The sequence below is a fragment of the Noviherbaspirillum malthae genome, assembly GCF_015352985.1.
Classification (GTDB): Bacteria; Pseudomonadota; Gammaproteobacteria; order Burkholderiales; family Burkholderiaceae_D; genus Noviherbaspirillum; species Noviherbaspirillum malthae.
The window spans coordinates 13020-32348 of sequence record NZ_JACYXF010000030.1; the positions used below are offsets into that span (position 1 = coordinate 13020).

General features: G+C 56.2%; 17 protein-coding genes, 5 pseudogenes and 1 other annotated feature. Of the genes and pseudogenes, 12 read left to right on the forward strand and 10 right to left on the reverse strand.

Annotated features, from left to right (window positions below):
* Positions 1-87: 87 nt before the first annotated feature.
* Positions 88-399, reverse strand: a pseudogene (locus IGW03_RS23625) (IS3 family transposase); the annotation flags it as partial.
* A 51-nt stretch (positions 400-450) separates the two neighbouring features.
* Between IGW03_RS23625 and IGW03_RS23630 the strand changes: the two are divergent.
* Positions 451-1688, forward strand: a protein-coding gene (locus IGW03_RS23630) for an IS3 family transposase (RefSeq protein ID WP_194724995.1) whose coding sequence is annotated in 2 segments (ribosomal slippage) — positions 451-733 and positions 733-1688 — 1239 coding nt in all. Because the reading frame shifts where the segments join, the coding sequence is not laid out codon by codon here.
* Positions 732-848 (forward strand) — a sequence feature (AL1L pseudoknot). (Overlaps the previous gene by 117 nt.)
* Here the strand turns inward: IGW03_RS23630 and IGW03_RS23635 are convergent.
* Entirely contained in the window at positions 1680-2318 is a 639-nt protein-coding gene (locus tag IGW03_RS23635; RefSeq protein ID WP_194725042.1) for an IS3 family transposase, read from the reverse strand. The genes IGW03_RS23630 and IGW03_RS23635 overlap by 9 nt on opposite strands.
* Entirely contained in the window at positions 2237-2782 is a 546-nt protein-coding gene (locus IGW03_RS23640; RefSeq protein ID WP_194724996.1) for a helix-turn-helix domain-containing protein, read from the reverse strand. Before IGW03_RS23640 ends, IGW03_RS23635 begins: the two co-directional genes overlap by 82 nt.
* A 61-nt stretch (positions 2783-2843) precedes the next feature.
* Between IGW03_RS23640 and tnpA the strand changes: the two genes are divergently transcribed.
* The 4 genes and pseudogenes from tnpA to IGW03_RS39290 form a co-directional block, all read left to right on the forward strand.
* Positions 2844-3233 (forward strand): IS66-like element accessory protein TnpA, encoded by a 390-nt coding sequence (gene tnpA, locus IGW03_RS23645; protein WP_323745018.1) that lies wholly within the window; start codon positions 2844-2846, stop codon positions 3231-3233.
* A 23-nt stretch (positions 3234-3256) separates the two neighbouring features.
* Positions 3257-3577 carry an IS66 family insertion sequence element accessory protein TnpB gene (gene tnpB / locus IGW03_RS23650; protein WP_369122956.1) on the forward strand — a complete coding sequence of 107 codons (321 nt, stop codon included), beginning with the start codon at positions 3257-3259 and terminating at the stop codon, positions 3575-3577.
* A gap of 29 nt (positions 3578-3606) precedes the next feature.
* Positions 3607-5184 carry an IS66 family transposase gene (gene tnpC, locus IGW03_RS23655; protein WP_194724998.1) on the forward strand — a complete coding sequence of 526 codons (1578 nt, stop codon included), beginning with the start codon at positions 3607-3609 and terminating at the stop codon, positions 5182-5184.
* Between the two features lie 42 nt (positions 5185-5226).
* Positions 5227-5487, forward strand: a pseudogene (locus IGW03_RS39290) (IS701 family transposase); the annotation flags it as partial.
* 1 nt (position 5488) lies between these two features.
* On the opposite strand, the pseudogene IGW03_RS23660 reads toward IGW03_RS39290, so the two are convergent.
* From IGW03_RS23660 to IGW03_RS23670, 3 genes and pseudogenes are all read right to left on the reverse strand, one after another.
* A pseudogene (locus IGW03_RS23660) lies at positions 5489-6367 on the reverse strand (IS3 family transposase); the annotation flags it as partial.
* 64 nt (positions 6368-6431) lie between these two features.
* Positions 6432-7688 carry a group II intron reverse transcriptase/maturase gene (gene ltrA / locus IGW03_RS23665; RefSeq protein ID WP_228536004.1) on the reverse strand — a complete coding sequence of 419 codons (1257 nt, stop codon included), beginning with the start codon at positions 7686-7688 and terminating at the stop codon, positions 6432-6434.
* Positions 7689-8235: 547 nt separating this feature from the next.
* Positions 8236-8517 (reverse strand): annotated as a pseudogene (locus IGW03_RS23670) (transposase); the annotation flags it as partial.
* 61 nt (positions 8518-8578) lie between these two features.
* Between IGW03_RS23670 and IGW03_RS39295 the strand changes: the two are divergent.
* Positions 8579-8738 (forward strand): annotated as a pseudogene (locus IGW03_RS39295) (IS701 family transposase); the annotation flags it as partial.
* A gap of 72 nt (positions 8739-8810) precedes the next feature.
* Positions 8811-8984: a hypothetical protein gene (locus IGW03_RS23675; protein ID WP_194724999.1), complete on the forward strand. Its 174-nt coding sequence runs from the start codon at positions 8811-8813 to the stop codon at positions 8982-8984.
* Positions 8985-9046: 62 nt separating this feature from the next.
* Here IGW03_RS23675 and IGW03_RS23680 read toward each other — a convergent pair whose 3' ends face one another.
* The 4 genes from IGW03_RS23680 to IGW03_RS23695 form a co-directional block, all read right to left on the reverse strand.
* Positions 9047-10711: an electron transfer flavoprotein-ubiquinone oxidoreductase gene (locus tag IGW03_RS23680; protein WP_194725000.1), complete on the reverse strand. Its 1665-nt coding sequence runs from the start codon at positions 10709-10711 to the stop codon at positions 9047-9049.
* A 2-nt stretch (positions 10712-10713) separates the two neighbouring features.
* Positions 10714-11643: an electron transfer flavoprotein subunit alpha/FixB family protein gene (locus tag IGW03_RS23685; protein ID WP_194725001.1), complete on the reverse strand. Its 930-nt coding sequence runs from the start codon at positions 11641-11643 to the stop codon at positions 10714-10716.
* Positions 11644-11727: 84 nt separating this feature from the next.
* Complete coding sequence (locus tag IGW03_RS23690; RefSeq protein WP_194725045.1) at positions 11728-12477, reverse strand: electron transfer flavoprotein subunit beta/FixA family protein; 750 nt, start codon at positions 12475-12477, stop codon at positions 11728-11730.
* A gap of 181 nt (positions 12478-12658) precedes the next feature.
* Positions 12659-14083, reverse strand: coding sequence for an FAD-binding oxidoreductase (locus IGW03_RS23695; RefSeq protein ID WP_194725046.1), 1425 nt, complete (start codon positions 14081-14083; stop codon positions 12659-12661).
* A 146-nt stretch (positions 14084-14229) separates the two neighbouring features.
* Here IGW03_RS23695 and IGW03_RS23700 point away from each other — a divergent pair, with 146 nt between their 5' ends.
* From IGW03_RS23700 to IGW03_RS23720, 5 genes are all read left to right on the forward strand, one after another.
* A complete protein-coding gene (locus tag IGW03_RS23700; protein WP_194725002.1) occupies positions 14230-14976 on the forward strand; it encodes a FadR/GntR family transcriptional regulator in 747 nt (248 codons plus the stop codon).
* A gap of 583 nt (positions 14977-15559) precedes the next feature.
* Positions 15560-16444, forward strand: a complete 885-nt coding sequence (locus IGW03_RS23705) for an amidohydrolase family protein (RefSeq protein ID WP_194725003.1) — start codon at positions 15560-15562, stop codon at positions 16442-16444.
* 55 nt (positions 16445-16499) lie between these two features.
* The gene (locus IGW03_RS23710; RefSeq protein WP_194725004.1) at positions 16500-17492 is read left to right on the forward strand and encodes a TRAP transporter substrate-binding protein; all 993 of its coding nucleotides are present in this window, start codon (positions 16500-16502) and stop codon (positions 17490-17492) included.
* A gap of 1 nt (position 17493) precedes the next feature.
* Positions 17494-17988: a TRAP transporter small permease gene (locus IGW03_RS23715; RefSeq protein WP_194725005.1), complete on the forward strand. Its 495-nt coding sequence runs from the start codon at positions 17494-17496 to the stop codon at positions 17986-17988.
* Positions 17985-19256, forward strand: a complete 1272-nt coding sequence (locus tag IGW03_RS23720; RefSeq protein ID WP_194725006.1) for a TRAP transporter large permease — start codon at positions 17985-17987, stop codon at positions 19254-19256. The genes IGW03_RS23715 and IGW03_RS23720 overlap by 4 nt, the downstream gene beginning before the upstream one ends.
* Positions 19257-19329 lie beyond the last annotated feature (73 nt).

Consider the following 19329-nt stretch of genomic DNA (forward strand, 5'->3'; position numbering starts at 1 on the left):
AACGACGTCTATCCATCGACACTCCATGCTGGGATGATGGTGTCCACCAGTACATGAACCGACCCCCAAACGTTGGACAGAGGTTGACTATAGCAGACCGGCCTGAATTCTAAAATCCACTGGACTCAGACCCCCCAGCTTAAGCTTAATACGATCACTGTTGTAATAGTGGATGTATTCCTTTATGCCTAACTGCAGTTCATCGATATCTCGGATGTCATTGAGATAGAAGTATTCGGCTTTAAGCGTCCCAAAAAAGCTTTCCATTGCTGCGTTGTCGTAGCAATTCCCTTTGCGGGACATGCTCGGCGTTATCTCTTGCTTCTCCAAGCAGCGACGATATTCTGGCATTCGATATTGCCAACCTTGATCTGAGTGAAGTATGGGTTTGCCCGTAGGTTGAACCACACCGGATTTTGTGGAGGCACCAACATTTGAGAGAATGGTGCCATGAACAAGAAACAGATCAAGTTTTCCCCGGAGGTCAGGGAGCGCGCTGTACGCCTGGTGCGCGAGCAGCGTAGCGAACATCCGTCGATGTGGGCGGCAATCGAGACGATTGCACCGATGATCGGCTGCACTGCCCAGACGCTTCTGGATTGGGTCAAGCGTGACGAAATCGACCGTGGCGTGCGCGACGGGGTCAGCACCGACGAGCGGGAACGCATCAAGGCGCTGGAGCGCGAGGTCAAGGAGCTGCGCCGTGCCAATGAAATTCTGAAGGTGGCCAGCGCTTTTTTCGCCCAGGCGGAGCTCGACCGTCGATTCAAATCCTGAAGTCTTTCGTCGATCACCATCGCGATAGGTTCGGGGTCGAGCCGCTCTGCAAGGTTTTGCAGATCGCCCCGTCAGGTTATCGACGTCACGCAGCCCAGCTTCGCGATGCATCCAAGCGCAGTGCCCGCGCCCGGCGCGATGAAGCACTGCAGCCGGAGATCAAGCGGGTCTGGAAGTCCAATATGCAGGTCTACGGCGTGCCGAAGGTCTGGAAGCAGATGAATCGAGAGGGATATGCGGTGGCGCGCTGTACGGTCGCTCGGCTAATGAAATTGCAGGGCCTGCGTGGGGCGGTGCGTGGCAAGCGCATTCGCACGACGATTCCCGACATGGCCGCTGAGCGACCACAGGACCGGGTCAACCGCCAGTTCACGGCGGATCGGCCGAACCAGCTCTGGGTATCGGACTTTACGTATGTCTCGACTTGGCAGGGCTGGCTTTACGTTGCATTCGTCATCGACGTGTTTGCGCGTCGCATCGTTGGTTGGCGTGTGAGTTCATCGATGACCACGGATTTCGTCCTGGACGCACTGGAACAGGCGCTCTACGCCCGGCAACCCGACGACAATGGAACCCTGATACATCACTCTGACAGGGGCGCGCAATATCTCAGCATTCGCTACAGCGAGCGGCTGGCCGAAGCTAAGATCGAACCATCGGTCGGCAGCCGGGGCGACAGTTACGACAATGCGCTGGCTGAAACAATCAACGGCTTGTACAAGGCAGAACTGATTCATCGCCGCGCCCCATGGAAAACCAAGCAATCCGTCGAAGTCGCAACCCTGGAATGGGTGGCATGGTATAACCATCACCGGCTCATGGAACCGCTGGGCTATATCCCGCCCGCCGAAGCTGAGGAAAACTACTACAAGCAACTCAGAACTGCCATCGCCGAACCTGTATTAACTTAAACCAACTAGCCTCCACGATTCCCGGCGTGGTTCAGGTTTTAGCTTTGTGAACGCCTTACGTAACATTGAACCGACCATGTTAAACAATGGGCGTTTAGCCATTTCGTAAGCCACAATCTCACCATTGTAGAGGTCCATAATCGGAGACAGGTATAGCTTCTGATCACCGATCTTGAATTGAGTTACATCCGTCACCCATTTTTCATTAGGCCTCTCTGCTTTGAAATCGCGCTCCAAGATATTTTTAGCGACATGGCCCAGTTGACCTTCGTACTTCCGATATTTCTTTATGCGTACACGTGACTTCAGTTGAAGCATGCCCATCAGACGCTGTACCGCCTTATGATTGATCAGGGTGCCTTCTTGCCGAAGTGCGGCCGTAATACGGCGGTAACCGTACCGTCCCTTGTTTTTCTCGAAGACCGCCTTGATCCTACACTTCACGTTTGCGTACTTATCTTCCTTTTGTAGCGCTTTTTGTTGATAGTAGAACGTACTTCGTGCCAGGCCTGCTATTTTCAACAGATTCGCCAAGGGATAGATCTGCCTTAACTCAAGCACGATTTGCGCTCTTTGCGCAGCATCGTTTGCTTGTTCTCCTGAGCTAAGGCCTCTGATTTTTTTAGGTATGCGTTCTCCATACGGAGTTGATTAACTTCTTCCAACAATTCCTCGCGCGTACGCTTGTCATCGTCGTGAGCTTGTAATTTCTGCTTGTAATTGGACTGCGTTGTCATCGGTCTGTTTCGTCTGCCTGGGCCACGGGAAAGTAGTTCGACGCCACCTTCCTCATATTGGCGCTTCCAATGGCCAATGATGTCAAATTTTCGAATATCAAACAAGGCAGCTGCCTGACGATATGACAAGCGTTCTTCTTCAACACGGCGTAGCACTTCGAGCTTGAATTCTGCACTGTAGAACTCTCGTTTTTTCTCCTTAAGACCTTCCATGCCATGCGCTCGGTACGCCGCAATCCACTGACGTAGCGACGAAACATCCACGTTGTATTGTTTCGCAACGGCTTTTTGCCCGAGCTTTCCAGAACAGTAGCTTCTGACAGCTACCAGCTTCTTCCTGAGCGTGTACTTCCCCATGAATTTCCCCTAAATGATGTCCAACATTTGGGGAGCAGTTCAACGAGTAGTGGGAACCACAGTGTCCAATGAAGCTAAGCGGCCTTCTCGCAAGGGCCGCCCGAATCATCCCATCGATTTCAAGCGCCGCCTCGCGCAGCAAGCATGTGAGGCCGGCATCTCCGTATCCCGCCTGGCCCAGGAGCACGGCATCAATGCCAATATGCTCTTTAAGTGGCGTCGTCACTACCTTGCCGGTTTGTTCGATCAGCCGAGCACAGGTACGTCGTTACTACCTGTGACGCTCATTTCGCCACCTTCCACGGAGGTCGTGGCAGCCAAGACTGCTGCCGACACAGCAACCGATTCCACCAGCGGCATTGAGGTTGTCTTTGCCGACTGTACCGTACGCATTGGCAGTTGCGCTGATACCAAGACATTGCGCGCCGTGCTGGCGCTGTTGCGTCGATGATGGGCCTGCCGGCGGGTACACGCGTGTGGCTGGCAGCCGGGTTCACCGATATGCGCAGTGGCTTCAATGGCCTCGCCGCCAAGGTGCAGACCGCCCTTGCCGAAGACCCTTATTCTGGCCATGTGTTCGTCTTCCGCGGCAAGCGCGGCGACCTTCTCAAGGTGCTGTGGTGGACTGGCGACGGACTGTGTTTGCTGGCCAAGCGCCTTGAGCGTGGACGTTTCGTCTGGCCGCAAGCCACCGAAGGTAGCGTTGCACTGACGCCTGCCCAACTATCCATGCTGCTCGAGGGCATCGACTGGCGCCGTCCCGAGCGCACCCAGCGCCCGCTGTCGGCCTTGTAAACGTCCTCACATCTGCGTAAACTCTCGGCATGTCCTCGCATGCCGACCTTCCCGATGATATCGCCGCGCTCAAGGCCATGATTGCCGAGCGCGATGCGGCCCTGGCTACACAGGACATCGTCGTTTGCGAGTTGCGTGAACAGCTCTCCACTCGCAAGGCCGAGATCGAACATCTGAAGCTGTGGATCGCCAAGCTGCAGCGTATGCAGTTTGGCCGCAAATCCGAGAAGCTCGATCTCCAGATTGCGCAGCTGGAATTGCGCCTGGAAGACTTGCAGGCCGACGAAGGGCAGTCGGCCAGCGCCGCGCAACGTCAGGGACGGCCATTTCGTACACCGCCCCAGCGCAAGCCCTTGCCGCCGCACTTGCCGCGCGAGGAACAACTCCATATGCCAGAACAACAGGACTGTCCATCCTGTGGTGGCAAGCTGACCCAGCTAGGCGAGGATGTGTCCGAGCAGCTGGAGTACGTGCCGGCCAGCTTCCGGGTCATTCGTCATGTCCGTCCCAAGCTCGCCTGCTCGTGCTGTGATTGCATCGTACAGGCTCCTGCACCGAGCCGGCCAATCGAACGCGGTTTGCCAGGCCCAGGCTTGCTCGCTCATGTGCTGGTCGCCAAGTTTAGTGATCACCTACCTCTCTATCGCCAGTCCGCCATCTATGCTCGTGAAGGCGTAGAACTCTCGCGCTCACTGCTGGCCGATTGGGTCGGCGCATGCAGTGACCTGCTGGCTCCGCTGGTCGAAGCCATTGGCCGCCATGTGCGTGCGTCATCCAAGCTGCATGCCGACGACACGCCGCTGCCGGTACTGGCACCGGGCCTGGGCAAGACGAAGACGGCACGGCTGTGGACCTATGTGCGGGATGACCGGCCCAGTGGTTCACAGGATCCTCCAGCGGTATGGTTTGCCTACACGCCGGATCGCAAAGGTGCTCATCCTCAGCAGCACCTCAAGGACTGGAGCGGTGTGCTTCAGGCAGATGGGTTTGCCGGGTTCAATGCTCTTTACGAATCAGGTCAGATCAAGGAGGCAGCCTGTTGGGCGCACGCCAGGCGCAAGTTCTACGAGTTGGAGCAGGCAAGGCCATCGCCGATTACTGGCGAGGCGCTGCGGCGCATTGGCGCGCTATACGCAATCGAGGAAACGATTCGCGGCAAGCATCCCGAAGAACGGCTACAAGTACGGCGGGCCGAGGCCAAGCCATTGCTTGAAGCAATGGAGGTATGGCTGCGCGAGACTGTGTCGACGCTGTCAAGGAAATCAGATACTACGGCGGCGATTCAATATGCGCTCAACCGCTGGGTTGCACTGACGCGCTATTGCGACGATGGAATCATTGAGATGGATAACTCGGCGGCCGAGCGATCGCTGCGCGGAGTGGCCCTGGGTCGCAAGAACTACATGTTCGCCGGCGCCGACTCTGGAGGTGAGCGTGCTGCCGCGATGTACTCGCTCATTGGCACGGCGAAATTGAATGGTGTGGAACCGGAAGCCTATCTGCGCCATGTCCTGGCTCACGTTGCCGACCATCGGATCAACCGCATTGATGACCTGTTGCCTTGGAACGTTGCTGGCAAACTCCCGTCCTTCACCGCAAACGCATAACCCCAACGTCGCCGTCAACCACGGCTCTCAGCCGACGCTTACGCATTACACGACTTGCGCCTGCGAGATTGGCACCAGGTCACGCGCCACTTTAGAGATGGCCACACCGAGCAATGGTGGGCCGCTGAATTGGAATTCATGGGCTACGGTCCCTTCCACGCGGAACGAGCCATATGCGCCACCACTGACAGGCGGACACGGCCAGCCTTGTCGACGTGGTACTTGACGACCAATCTGCCGTCCTATGTGGCTGACTTGGCCGAGGTGGTACGCCTGACCCTGCCTCGTTTCCACGTACAGCAAGTCATGCAGCCATAAGCGTTTCCTCAGCCTGAACCGGAGTGCGATATCCGGTAGAGGAATGAATCCGCTGACGATTGTAATACCCTTCGATCCAGTCCACGATATCCAGCCGTGCCTGGGCTCGCGTTTTGTAATGGGTCTGGTAGATGCATTCAACCTTGAGGGTCTTGAAGAAGCTCTCCATCGGCGCATTATCCCAAGCGTTGGCGCGGCGGCTCATGGAGACTGTCAAGCCCCAGGAGGCAGCCAGCTTCCGGTAAGCCCAACTGGCATATTGACTGCCCTGATCGGAATGTAGAATCAGTCCAGGGGGCGGCTTGCGCTGCCAGCAGGCGCTACGCAGTGCCTGACACACCAAGTCGGCATTGATCCGCTCACTCATTGACCAACCGACGATCCGGCGGCTTGCCAGGTCCAGAATCGCTGCCAGGTACAACCAACCTTCGCCCGTGGCAATGAACGTAATGTCGCTGACCCAAGCCTGATTGGCAGACCAGCCGTCGAAGCGCCGCTCCAGCAGGTTCGGTGCCACTGGCAGACGGTGATCGGAATCGGTGGTCACCCGGTAGGGCCGCTTATAGACTGGACGCAGCCCCTGCCGCTGCAAGCTGCGCCGCACCCGCTCACCGCCAATGCGCTTACCTTGTGCGCGTAACTGGGCCACGATCCTGGGACGGCCGTAGCTGCGGCGGCTTGTTTGGTGAATCGCTGCTACTTCGGCATCGAGCGCGGCATTGGCCTGCGCTCTTGGACTGGGTGGCCGGTTTCTCCACTGGCAATAGCCGCTGCGCGACACCCCAAGAACCCGGCACAGCCGGCTGATACTGTACCCGTCGCGGTGGGCGTCAATCCAGGCGTACTTCACCGCGACCCCTTCGCGAGGTGAGTAGACCTGGGGAATTTCGCCCCAAGCCTCTCCCAGAACCGTACGTGAGACTCTCGCCTCATACGGCTCCCGTTACCCAATCGTCCCCAACGAGTCGCCAGTGGAAGAACCTCCATGGATCAACTTTCTTCATCTTACGCAGCCACTCCACACTACGTTGCTTGCGCCTCGCAAGCGTTTTGTATTTGCGCCGAGACCAATGCTTTAGCTTGCCATCGATATAACGAAACAAGCCGTGCATCGCCACCTGATAGAAGGCCCCATAGTAGTTCCACCACCCCCGGATCGTCGGGTTACATTGCTCAGCAAGTTCAGCCAGCGTCGTCGTGGTACGGCGTGCCCACTGCCACTCTCGCACCCTCGCTCGCATTCGCTTGAGCGCTGCACTACTCACCGCCGGCAGGAAACTGGTAAATCGCCGGTTGTGCTTGCTCTGCGCCCCTCTGGGCCGAAACGTAAAACCCAGGAACGTAAACTGCACGTTCGGATGCTTGCCAGTACGATTACTGTCTTTGCAATACACAATCTTCGATTTCTCTGGATGCATCGTCAATCCGCAGGCTTCCAACCGTGCTGCGATTGCTCGCATAAGCAATTTCGCCTGCGCCTCGCTACGGCAGTGAACCACCGCATCGTCGGCATAGCGCGCAAATGGGCACCCGGGATACTTCCGCTTCATCCAAAGGTCAAATGCATAGTGCATGAACAGGTTCATCAAGATAGGACTGACTACTCCGCCCTGTGGTGTACCCCGCATACGAGGCAATTGTGCCCCCTCTACAGTCTCAAACGGAGCGGTTAGCCACCGTTCGATGTACAACAGGATCCAGCTCTCCTTGATGTGACCTCGTACTGCCTTCATCAGCAAGGCATGATCGATCTGATCAAACGCCGCCTTGATGTCAAACTCAACGACCCAGTCATATTGCCAGCAACGCTTGCGCGTTATCGCAATCGCCTGTTTCGCCGACTTACCCGGCCGGTATCCATAAGAATCGTCATGGAACACCGGATCGAGTATCGGTTCGATCATTTGTTTTACCACCGTCTGGGCTATTCGATCAGACACCGTAGGGATACCCAGCTTTCTTGTGCCACCACTAGCCTTCGGGATCTCTACCTGCTTCACCGCCGGCGGGAAGTACGACCCCGACGACATACGGTTCCACAATTTGTAAAGATTGCCCGATAGATTCTGCTCGAACATGGCGATGGTTTCATCATCCACGCCGGCAGCGCCGCGGTTAGCCTTGACCAGCTGGTACGCCTCCCACACGTCTCGCTTTGCAATGTTGTACGATTTCGCTGAATCCATGCCACTCATCCCAGCCAAGCCAGTTGGCGACATGTCTTCAGCCGGATAACGCTGCCCCTTCGCTCCACCCTCATTACAAGGGCTTCGTCACTACTACGGGCAGCTCCGCCCCTTTCCCCGGCATCGGTATTCTTCCTTATGGTGTCTGCCATTTGTCATTTCCCTTTGCATCCGAGGTAAGGTTCTCACGTTCCATACCAAAGCCTGTATTGAGCTCTTGCCGCCTTTACACCGACTGCCACCGGGCCCGTAAGCAGGTCTCGTCCCGATTCATCCCGCAAAGCGTACTAATCTGCGGTTTTGACAGTACTTTGTAGCACTAACGATGCGTCATCGGTCGGTTCGCTTTCGCTCAACTTCTCAATACTTACCTGCCATCCTGTCCGGATGACGTTTCCACGGTCGCTCACCACCACGTCTTTTGATCGCAGCAGCACCGGGTGGTTTGAAGCCTGCCCCTGCAGGCCGACTCCGGGAGGCCTACTCCCATCTTCAGTACAGCACCGCAAGCTCACGCTTGCGTTCGTGACACACAATACGCCGTTGCCTTTCGGAGAATTTCAATATCAAGTTTGGCACTGGCCAGCTCCTTGCGCAGCCGGCTGTTCTCCGCCTCGAGTTCGCTCACTGGACGCCTGAGTGAGGTGGCTGTATCTGCCTGAACAGGCGGCTGTCCTTTGCGGTGCCTGCGGACCCAGTTACCCAGCGTTGCCACCGGTACGCCAAGTCGACGGGCAGCTTCATGCTGGCCGACAGACTCGGCCAGGCGTGCCGCTTCGGTCTTGAATTCTTCTGTGTACTGTCGTTTCGGTACTGACTTCTCTTCCATCGCATCCTCCGTACAAACAAGAAATTATCAAATTTCCTGCTGTATGTGAAATCGAGGCACGGTCAGCCTGTATGGATTGCGTCATTGGATTGAGCAGAGTTACCGCCAAATGAAGAATGAGTTGGGCTGGGCTGACTTCATGGTGCGTAGTGACTGTGCCATCCGCCGCCACTGGACACTAGTGTGTTGTGCATTTGCGTTTTGCTGGTGGCACGAGGCACGCGAAGTGCATCTGCACGAAGTGGTCGAGTCGACGCGTCAGCGAAAAAAAAATCCGACGATCAAGTGGGCAGATGCGATGTCGCTGGCCGCGCCTGCTGCGCGCGGTAAGAGCGTGGCTGACACCGGTGCTCTGGCTGGAGCGCTTGTGGCCGACCTGCTTCGTCAAGCCCCCGCCGGTCGAGCTCGACGGTCTACACGAATTCCTGCTGGCCGGGTGCGGCATTAACCTCTATCTCCGCCTTTAACAAACTACCGGTAGGTTGAATTTTCTCTCAACCTGGACTGGAATTAGCCGGTCATGTCCAAATTACATATTTGGATAATTTGGTCCGCCGCCTTCGGGCGTGACCCAGACGATATTCTGCGTCGGATCCTTGATGTCGCAAGTCTTGCAGTGCACGCAGTTCTGCGCATTGATCTGCAAGCGGTCCTGACCGGCATCGTTCTGCACATACTCGTACACGCCCGCCGGGCAGTAGCGCTGTTCCGGCCCCGCATACTGCGCCAGGTTGATGTTGACCGGCACGCTCGCATCTTTCAACGTCAGGTGCACCGGCTGCTCTTCCGCGTGGTTGGTGTTCGAGATGAACACCGAGGACAGGCGGTCGAAGGTCAGCTTGCCGTCGGGCTTCGGATAGACGATCGGCTTGAAGTCCGATTCCGGGCGCAGGCATTCGTGGTCGGCGTGCTTGTGACGCAGCGTCCACGGCGCCTTGCCGCGGAACAGCACCTGGTCGATGCCCACCATCAGCGTACCCTTGTACAGGCCCTGCGTCATGAACGGCTTGAAGTTGCGGCCCTTGTACAGTTCTTCATGCAGCCAGGAGGTCTTGAAGGCTTCCGGATAGGCGGTCAGTTCATCCTGCGCGCGTCCGGCGCCCAGTGCCTCGAATGCGGCTTCGGCCGCCATCATGCCGGTCTTCATCGCCGCATGGCTGCCCTTGATGCGCGACGCATTCAGGAAGCCTGCATCGCACCCGATCAGCACCCCGCCCGGGAAGGTCAGCTTCGGCAGCGATTGCAGGCCGCCGGCCGTCAGCGCCCGCGCGCCGTAGGAAATGCGCTTGCCGCCTTCGAAGTACTTGCGGATCTCCGGGTGCGTCTTGTAGCGCTGGAACTCCTCGTACGGCGACAGGTAGGGGTTCTGATAGGCGAGACCCACCACGTAGCCGACCGCGACCTGGTTGTTTTCCAGGTGGTACAGGAAGGAGCCGCCATAGGTGTCGGCATCGAGCGGCCAGCCGGCGGTATGGATCACCAGACCCGGCTTGTGCATCTTGGGGTCGATTTCCCACAGCTCCTTGATGCCGATGGCATAGGTCTGCGGGTCGGCGTCCTTGTTGAGGTGATACTTGGTCATGAGCTGCTTGCCGAGATGGCCGCGCGAGCCTTCGGCAAAGAAGGTGTATTTCGCGTGCAGTTCCATGCCGAGCTGGAAGGCATCGGTCGGATTGCCTTCGCGGTCCACGCCCATGTTGCCGGTGGCCACGCCCTTGACCGAACCGTCATCGTTGTACAGCACCTCGGCGGCCGGGAAGCCGGGGAAGATTTCCACGCCGAGCGATTCGGCCTGCTGGCCGAGCCAGCGCACCACGTTGGCCAGCGAGATCACATAGTTGCCGTGGTTCTGGAAGCAGGCGGGCAGGGCCCAGCCGGGCGTCTTGGTTGCTTTCTTCTCGGTCAGGAAGAGAAATTGGTCTTCGGTGACGGGCGTATTGAGCGGAGCGCCGAGTTCCTTCCAGTTGGGAAACAGCTCGTTCATGGCGATCGGGTCCATGACAGCGCCGGAGAGGATATGGGCACCGACTTCGGAGCCTTTTTCCAGCACGCAGACGGAGACCTCACGGCCCTGTTCGGCGGCCAGTTGCTTGAGTCGTATGGCTGCTGACAGGCCGGCCGGGCCGCCGCCGACGATGACTACGTCGTATTCCATCGCTTCGCGCGGACCGTATTGCTCAACAAGGGAGCTCATACTTATCCGAGCTCGCTGGTCAGTTGCGGAACAACCTCAAACAGGTCGCCGACGATGCCATAATCGGCCACCGAGAAGATCGGCGCTTCCGGATCCTTGTTGATCGCCACGATCGTCTTCGAATCCTTCATGCCGGCCAGGTGCTGGATCGCGCCCGAAATACCCACCGCGATGTACAGCTGCGGCGCCACGATCTTGCCGGTCTGGCCCACCTGCCAGTCGTTCGGCACGAAGCCGGCGTCAACCGCCGCGCGCGAAGCACCCATCGCTGCGCCCAGCTTGTCGGCCAGCGGCTCGAGGATCTTGAAGTTGTCGCCCGAGCCCATGCCGCGGCCGCCGGAGACGATCACCTTGGCAGCGGTCAGTTCGGGACGGTCGGACTTGGCCACTTCGCGCGAGACGAAGGCCGACTTGCCGGAATCGGCTACCGCGGTGATGGTCTCCACTGCGGCGCTGCCGCCTGTGGCAGCCGCATCAAAGCCGGTGCCGCGCACGGTGATCACCTTGACCGGATCGGCCGACTGCACGGTGGCGATCGCATTGCCGGCGTAGATCGGACGCTCGAAGGTGTCGGGCGAGACCACCCTGGTGATTTCCGAGACCTGGCTCACGTCCAGCTTGGCGGCCACGCGCGGCAGGATGTTCTTGCCGTAGGCGGTGGCCGGAGCGAGGATGTGCGAGTAGGAGGAGGCGATGGCCAGCGCCTGCTCGGCGACGTTCTCGGCCAGGCCGTCGGCGAAGTGCGGCGCATCGGCGACCAGCACCTTGGAGACGCCGGCGATTTTCGATGCGGCTTCGGCGGCAGCGCCGCAGTTGGCGCCGGCGACGAGGACATGGACGTCGCCGCCGCAGGCAGCCGCCGCGGTGACGGTATTGAGGGTGCTGCCCTTCAGGGAAGCGTTGTCGTGTTCAGCAATGACGAGTGCGGTCATGATGGAATTCCGTATTTGAAAAGTGAGGTCCTGTTCGCATTCAATGACTCCCTTCTCCCGCCTGCGGGAGAAGGGAGCAGGTCATTAAATGACCTTCGCTTCGTTCCTGAGCTTGGAAACCAGCTCTTCCACGCTCTTGACCACGATGCCGGCCGAGCGCTTCGGCGGCTCCGACACTTTCAGCGTCTTCAGGCGCGGCGCCACATCCACACCCAGGTCAGCCGGCTTGACGGTTTCCAGCGGCTTCTTCTTGGCCTTCATGATGTTGGGCAGCGTCACGTAGCGCGGCTCGTTCAGGCGCAGGTCGGTCGTCACGATCGCCGGCAGCTGCAGCGCCACGGTTTCCAAACCGCCGTCGACTTCACGCGTCACGGTCGCCTTGCCGTCCTCGATGCTGACCTTCGAGGCAAAGGTGGCTTGCGGCCAGCCCAGCAGCGCCGCCAGCATCTGGCCGGTCTGGTTGCAGTCGTCGTCGATGGCCTGCTTGCCGAGGATGATCAGCTGCGGCTGCTCCTTGTCGGCCACGGCTTTTAACAGCTTGGCCACGGCCAGCGGCTGCAGTTCCTCGGCGGTCTCGACCAGGATGCCGCGGTCGGCGCCGATGGCCATGGCGGTGCGCAGGGTTTCCTGGCATTGCGTCAGGCCGGCCGACACGGCCACGATTTCGGTTGCCTTGCCGCCTTCCTTCAGGCGGGTGGCTTCTTCGACGGCAATCTCGTCAAAGGGATTCATCGACATCTTGACGTTGGCGATATCGACGCCGGAGCCGTCAGACTTCACGCGTACCTTGACGTTGTAGTCCACCACGCGTTTGACTGGTACCAATACTTTCATCATTCTCCTTACTAGACAAGTAATCAGGACCGATGCACCTCGGCTGCATCAGCTTAAAAAACAGTAAGCCAATCTATTGGGATAGCGGCAAACCTGAAGCAATCATGTACTTGTAGATTGCTTGCGCCGTTGATCGGCATGTTTTAAGGTTCGAACAACGTTCCCCCACAGCTGACGTAAATCAGGCCAGCACCTTTGCCGGATTCATGAGTCCCTTTGGGTCCAGCGCCTTCTTTAGCGCCTGCATCAGTTTTAGCTCAACGGAGGACTTGTAACGCATTGACTCATCCCTGCGCAGCACGCCCAGTCCATGTTCGGCCGATATCGACCCTCCTCGGCAGACTACCTCATCGTGAACCAAACGGTTCAACTCCTTTTCTAGGAAAAGAAATGAAGCGCCGCCATCAGAATCTGTCAGCGATGAGTAACTTGGCGAAAGGTTGTAATGCAGGTTTCCATCGCCAAGGTGCCCAAAGACTACAAGGCGGACTTGTGGATATTGTTTTCGAATCAACTGATCGGTATGGTTCAGAAAGCCGGGAATTTCCGATATTGGGAGGGAAATGTCATGCTTTATGGTCTTACCTTCGGCAGCCTGAGCCTCTGAGATATTTTCGCGCAATGCCCACAGCGATTCGAACTGCGACAGGGAAGATGACACCACTGCATCAGTAGTAAGTTCTTCTTCAAACGCCAATTCAAATAACGCCTCGATCGCTTCGGCAGCATGTTCTTGGCTAACGGCGTCCGAGAGTTCGAGCAGCACGTACCAAGGCGATGCACTCTCAACCGGTCGCCTCGTGCCCGGCATGTGCCGTAGCACTAGATCAAGACACGTATCAGTAAGTAGTTCAAAGGCCGTTAAGCTTGAACCGACGCGCCGCTGAGCCACTTCCAGCAATCGCACCGCTGCTGCCGGAGAGGGAACGGAAAGGAAGGCCACTGTCTGTGCAGCTGGAATAGGGGAGAGTTTTAGAACAGCACCAGTGATCACGCCGAGCGTTCCCTCAGAACCTATGAACAAATCTCGCAGGTCATAGCCCGTGTTGTCCTTGCGCAGTCCTCTCAAGCCATTCCAAATTTCTCCGTTCGAAGTCACAACTTCCAATCCAAGGCAAAGCTCACGCACGTTCCCATACCGCAATACCTGCACACCTCCGGCATTAGTTGCTAGATTGCCCCCAATCGTGCAAGTGCCTTCTGCAGCAAGACTTAACGGAAAAAGACGATTAGCTTCACGAGCAGCCTCTTGCACCTGAGTAAGCGTACAGCCTGCATCAGCTATGATGGTGTTATTGACCGGATCGACATTTCGTATGCGAGCCATTCGAGTCAGCGATAGCACCAAGGCACGAGCATTTGGTTCGGGTACGGAACCCCCAGAAAGTCCGGTATTTCCGCCTTGGGGCACAACGGCGATGCCATGTTCGTTACACCACCGAAGGACTATGGCGACATCTTCGGCCGACTCTGGCTGAGCCACTGCAATGGCGTCGCCGGTCCAGCGTCGGCGCCAATCAGTCAAGAAGGGGGCCATGGCAGAAGGATCGGAAATTAAGCGGCCCGAAAACGTTGGAAAGGCGGGAGTGGATAAAGCATGGATCATTGGCGTTGCCTCAAAATAAGGGTGGGAAGCTAAGTTTGCCAGCATCATGGGTCGACGATTAACCCCCCGTTTTTACGGAAGGTGAGTAAGATAATGAGTAAGCGCCGAATTGGCATCTGACGAAGTTTGTATGATAATCTGAGTTTATGAGAAATGTCGAATTGAAAATGATCTCTGCGCTGTCGCTTGCTGATCAAGTTGAACATTATGTATTGGGCCAGTTGCGGTCAAAGGAACTGAAGCCAGGAGATGTCTTGCCGCCGGAGTCGGAGCTCGCTATTCGCCTTGGCGTAAGCCGAGCACCTGTCAGAGAGGCAATGGCTCGGTTACGTGCGGCTGGCGTACTCGACACGAAGCCGGGCAGGGGATCGGTCATCTTATCGAGCGCTCCGAATACGGTGCATTTCGCCCCTACCACCCATTCATTGAAGTTCGACGAAAATCTCTTTGAGTTGCGCCTGACAATGGAGTCGGCCGGTACGGCACTCGCCGCTGCAAGACGTACGGAAGAAAACCTCGCCGCCATCCAAACAGCAATGAACAAAATGGAAATCGCTGCCGGTTCAGGTCTGGTGGATTCCGAAGCCGACGTCGCATTTCATCGGGCAGTGGCACAAGCGACGCATAATCCCTACATGATGTCGATACTGGAGTTCATTAGTGAACGATTTGCTGCGTTTGTACAGACCGCCTGGGACAACTCAAAGGTAATAGGCGCAGGTCCGCAACCAGCGATTCAGGAGCATCAGGCCATCCTGGCAGCCATACGGTCAGGAGATCAGGATCGCGCCCGGCTTGCTGCGCTTTCTCACCTTTATGCGTTGAAAGACCGGATGCTGGCGGGGAAGTCGGCGATACAAGAGGCGTCACTTACTGTCCGCGTCAAGAAGTAGCCGGTACAATAAATAGGAGACCAATACCGCCCAAGAGTGCATTTAGCGTTGATATCTTTGACACTTATGCTTGACTGGGCAATGCCCATACCTCACAGAAGGCTTGATAACATCATGCGAGCGGATTCTGTGGATGAAGCCCGTTCTGCTCGACATCGCAGATTAGTCACGCACGCTAAAAGAAGCGCCGCACAAAAATTTCTCTAGTGCACCACGCTGACATATTGTACTTTTCCCACTTTGTATGATAATCTGAACACATGAAGAACTTTGACTCGAAGCTAATCTCTTTGTAACCGCTCGCTGCCCAATGGAAGTTACATCCTTGGGACACTGCGTGAAAGCGAGAATAGTTTGGACGATGTCCTTCAAACGATGCTTAGTTAGTTAAGCGCCACACTCGAGCCGCTTTCTATATACAGGGGGCAGAGCCCCGTGGTGTGATGGGTGGCTAGAAAAGGAAGCCGCCAAAGCAATAGGTAATAACACTTGCGCTACTTCGTTCTCTGGAGGAATGGCTCTGTATGGGTGAGCTAGTTCGACGGACGGGCCACTCACCCAACAAAATCATATGGGAGACAACATGACTGCTACAGCCCCCAATCCTATTATTGCGCCTGTCTGTCCAGGCCCAGACCCGTTGCCTCACGGTCCGCTTAGCTTTACTGTTCCCCCTAAGGCCGTAGATGCACACGCCCATGTGATCGGCCGGCCTCCGGCATACCCTTTCGTTGACGACCGTTCCTACACACCGCCGGAAGCGACCGAACGAAATTACCTAAATATGCTTGATGCGACAGGCATGACGTACGGCGTTCTCGTACAGGTAAGCGTGCACGGCACTGACAACCGCCTGATGCGGCAAACTCTACGGGCCCATCATGAGCGTCTACGGGGCATCGCGGTCATGCCGCTTAGCTTGCCCGAGAACGAATATGTCGCAGCACGCGAGGACGGTGTCGTCGGGCTGCGCCTTAACGTATTGTTCGGCGGCGGCATCGGTTTCGATGCACTTTCCGAGTACGATGCCCTTGCACGGGACATGGGCTGGCACCTTCAGTTTCTCATTAGCGTAAAGGACTTGCCCGCCCTTGCACCGGCGATTAGTAAGCTGCGTGCGCCTTTCGTAGTCGATCATATGGGCCATTTCCCCGCCGAGCGTGGAGTTGATGCACCTGGATTCCGCACGCTTGTAGAACTGATCCGCGACGGCGGTTGGGTCAAACTCTCAGGCGCATACCGTCTGAGCCCGACACTGCCGTACAAAGACACTGTTGCACTGGCACAGGCCCTATTCAACGCAGCGCCCGACCGATGCGTATGGGGATCAGACTGGCCGCACGTCGCCCATTACGGACATATGATGAACGTGGGCGACTTGCTTGAGACGCTAGCGATGTGGCTGCCTTGCGAGTCCGATCGCAACCGAGTGCTAGTGGACAACGCACATCGCCTTTACGGATTTTAATCGCTGCCGTCCCCAGACGGTAGGTATTCAATGCAGTACACAATGGAGAGACGACATGAAAAGATCGATCGGAACAATCTCGGCAGCTTTGATCACTGCATTCATTGCTTGCACTTCAGTGCAGGCTCAACAAAAAACGGTCATTAAAATCGGTTGGACAACCAGCGATGGGGCACAAGACCCATACGCTATTGGTGCCCGCGCATTCAAGGCTGCCGCCGAAGCCAATAGCAAAGGGACACTTGATATTCAGTTATATCCGAACCGGCAGTTGGGGGACGAAAAGCCTATGATTGAGGGACTACGTTTCGGCACAGTGGATGCCGGCATTATCACCAATTCATCAGTTGCCCAAGTCGTGCCGGCGTTCCAGTTGAACGATTTACCTTTTCTGTATAGCAGTGAGGCACAAGCATTCAAGGTTTTGGATGGAAAAGTGGGTGCTCAGATGGCGAAGCAGCTCGAAGCAAAGGGCATTCTGACATTGGGCTACATGGACAGCGGTTTCCGCAGCATAGTCAACAACCGTCAGCCGGTGGCCAAGCCTGAGGATGTTAAGGGCGTCAAGTATCGCGTCATGCTGAGCCCGATTTATATTGACATGTTCAATTCATTGGGTGGTAGCGCAGTGCCAATGGCCTGGGGCGAAACATTTACAGCCATTCAACAGGGAACGATTGATGGCCTTGAGGCGCCGGTCACAGTGCTTGACCAAAGCAAGTTCTTTGAAGTCACGAAGTATCTGTCACTCACTAATCACACATATTCCGTCCTGCAGTTCCTTATGAGTAAGCGCACATTTGACAAGCTGACCCCCGACCAGAAAAGGGCGGTCAAGGAGGCAGCAGCGCAGGCAGTGGCAGAGCAGCGGAAAACGAGTGTCGAGAACACTCAAAAAATTATTGCTTCGTTGCAGGCTAAGGGCGTTAAAGTCAATACGGTGACTGACCGAAGTGCATTCCGTGAACGTGTCAAGCCGGTTTACGAGAAATACCGAGGCAGCATTGGCAACGATCTTCTTGATGCAGCGCTGGCTGAGGTAAAGTAAATTGAAGGCACTCACCAAGGGGTTGGTAAGGCTCAACGATGTGGTTTGCCATACGGTCAAAGGCATAATCGTTCTTCTAGCAGCAGTAATGACAGCAGCAATCTTGTGGCAAGTTTTTATGCGCTATTTCTTTAACCGCCCACCGTCATGGACGGAAGAACTCGCGCTGCTAATGTTCACTTGGACAATGTTGCTAATGATCGCTGTTGGTGTCCGCGAATTTTTTCATGTACGGATGGACTTACTGATTGAGCACTTGCCGTCAGTGGGCAAGGACATCATGAATCGGCTGATATGTTTCGGCATTGCCGGGTTTGGGTGCTACCTTGTCTGGTCGGGGGCCACCTATGTGCACGAAACAATAGGATCTACCTCAGCGGCGATCGGCTACGCCGTCGAATGGTTGTATACCGCAGCGCCGGTCAGCGGTGCGCTGACCGCGTTGTTTGCTTTCGAGCGCCTGCTTGTTGGACTACCGCAGGAGGAAAAGGCATGAGTGTCAGTGCATGGATCTTGACCGCAGGCTTCGCTTTACTAGTATTGCTAGGGTTCCCTTTTAGTTTCGCGATTGGTATCTCAGTCATCGGCGTTCTCTACTTTACGGATATTCCCGCTGTAATGTTGCCGCAGACGATAATCTCCGGAACGCAATCGTTTAGTCTTTTAGGTATTCCATTTTTTATGCTGGCCGGAGAAATCATGTCGGCCGGCGGAATGTCCAAGCGTTTGGTAGCAATGGCTGATGTCTTGGTTCGTCACCTGCCTGGTGGCTTAGGGCATGTAACGATTTTGGCGGCGGTTATTTTCGCCGCAATCTCAGGATCTGCTCCGGCGACAACGGCTGCGATTGGTGCAATCATGATTCCGGCAATGGCTGAGCGCGGCTATTCTAAAGCGTACGCTACCTCACTTGCAGTCAGCGCTGGTGTGCTTGCCCCCCTTATTCCCCCATCAATCGCGTTCGTAATCTGGGGCGTCATTGCTGAGCAATCGATTTCCAAGCTGTTTTTGGCGGGTATTCTGCCAGGCTTGCTAATGGCAGGAGGATTATCGCTGTTGGTGGCCTGGAATGCGCGCGGGAACCATGTAACACGCCTACCACGGGCGACATTTACTGAAGTGTGTACTGCGTTCAGGGAGGGCATTTGGGCACTGTTGGCACCATTCATTGTGCTAGCAGGGATCTATGGTGGCGCTTTCACTCCGACCGAAGCCGCTGCTGTAGCATGTCTCTACAGTCTGTGGGTTGGGGTATTCGTCGAGAAGCGCATCAAGGTTCGAGATTTACCAGAAATCTTCATAAACGGAATGCGAGTTAGCGCAATCGTCATGGCTGTCATGGCCGCATCGAGCGGTTTTAGCGTTCTTATCGCACAGGAGCAGATAGCAACTAAATTGGCCGGAGCACTCGGCGGTGCCATCACTCAGCCTTGGCTAATGCTGCTTGTTCTGAATCTGGTTTTCTTCCTTCTCGCGGCAGTAATGGACGAAGTAGCTATCATGGTGATTCTTGGTCCAATGCTGATAGCAATCGCTAACCAATTTGGAGTTGACCCAATCCACTTCGGCGCGGTCATCGTTACAAATGTAGCAGTGGGGATGGCGGCACCACCGATTGGTTACTGTCTATTCGTGGGGATGGCAATCAGTGGTCAGAAGCTCGGTGAGGTATCACGTGCCATTTGGCCGCAAATATTGGTAATGCTGGCAGTATTACTTCTGACGACTTACATCCCGCAATTCGCGCTTGTGTTCATCAATTAGTTGCGGGAATCGGCATATGGTTATTTATGTATGCCGTAAGCAACCTACATGAACGAAGCGTCGAGTTACACAT

Excerpts from the sequence above, each read along its gene's own strand:
- IGW03_RS23710 (WP_194725004.1), top strand. The coding sequence starts at position 16,500 with ATGAAAAGATCGATCGGAACAATCTCGGCAGCTTTGATCACTGCATTC.
- IGW03_RS23695 (WP_194725046.1), bottom strand. The coding sequence starts at position 14,083 with ATGATCCATGCTTTATCCACTCCCGCCTTTCCAACGTTTTCGGGCCGC.
- IGW03_RS23720 (WP_194725006.1), top strand. The coding sequence starts at position 17,985 with ATGAGTGTCAGTGCATGGATCTTGACCGCAGGCTTCGCTTTACTAGTA.
- IGW03_RS23700 (WP_194725002.1), top strand. The coding sequence starts at position 14,230 with ATGAGAAATGTCGAATTGAAAATGATCTCTGCGCTGTCGCTTGCTGAT.
- IGW03_RS23675 (WP_194724999.1), top strand. The coding sequence starts at position 8,811 with ATGCGATGTCGCTGGCCGCGCCTGCTGCGCGCGGTAAGAGCGTGGCTG.
- tnpC (WP_194724998.1), top strand. The coding sequence starts at position 3,607 with ATGTCCTCGCATGCCGACCTTCCCGATGATATCGCCGCGCTCAAGGCC.
- ltrA (WP_228536004.1), bottom strand. The coding sequence starts at position 7,688 with ATGGATTCAGCGAAATCGTACAACATTGCAAAGCGAGACGTGTGGGAG.
- IGW03_RS23705 (WP_194725003.1), top strand. The coding sequence starts at position 15,560 with ATGACTGCTACAGCCCCCAATCCTATTATTGCGCCTGTCTGTCCAGGC.
- IGW03_RS23680 (WP_194725000.1), bottom strand. The coding sequence starts at position 10,711 with ATGAGCTCCCTTGTTGAGCAATACGGTCCGCGCGAAGCGATGGAATAC.
- IGW03_RS23640 (WP_194724996.1), bottom strand. The coding sequence starts at position 2,782 with ATGGGGAAGTACACGCTCAGGAAGAAGCTGGTAGCTGTCAGAAGCTAC.
- IGW03_RS23690 (WP_194725045.1), bottom strand. The coding sequence starts at position 12,477 with ATGAAAGTATTGGTACCAGTCAAACGCGTGGTGGACTACAACGTCAAG.
- IGW03_RS23685 (WP_194725001.1), bottom strand. The coding sequence starts at position 11,643 with ATGACCGCACTCGTCATTGCTGAACACGACAACGCTTCCCTGAAGGGC.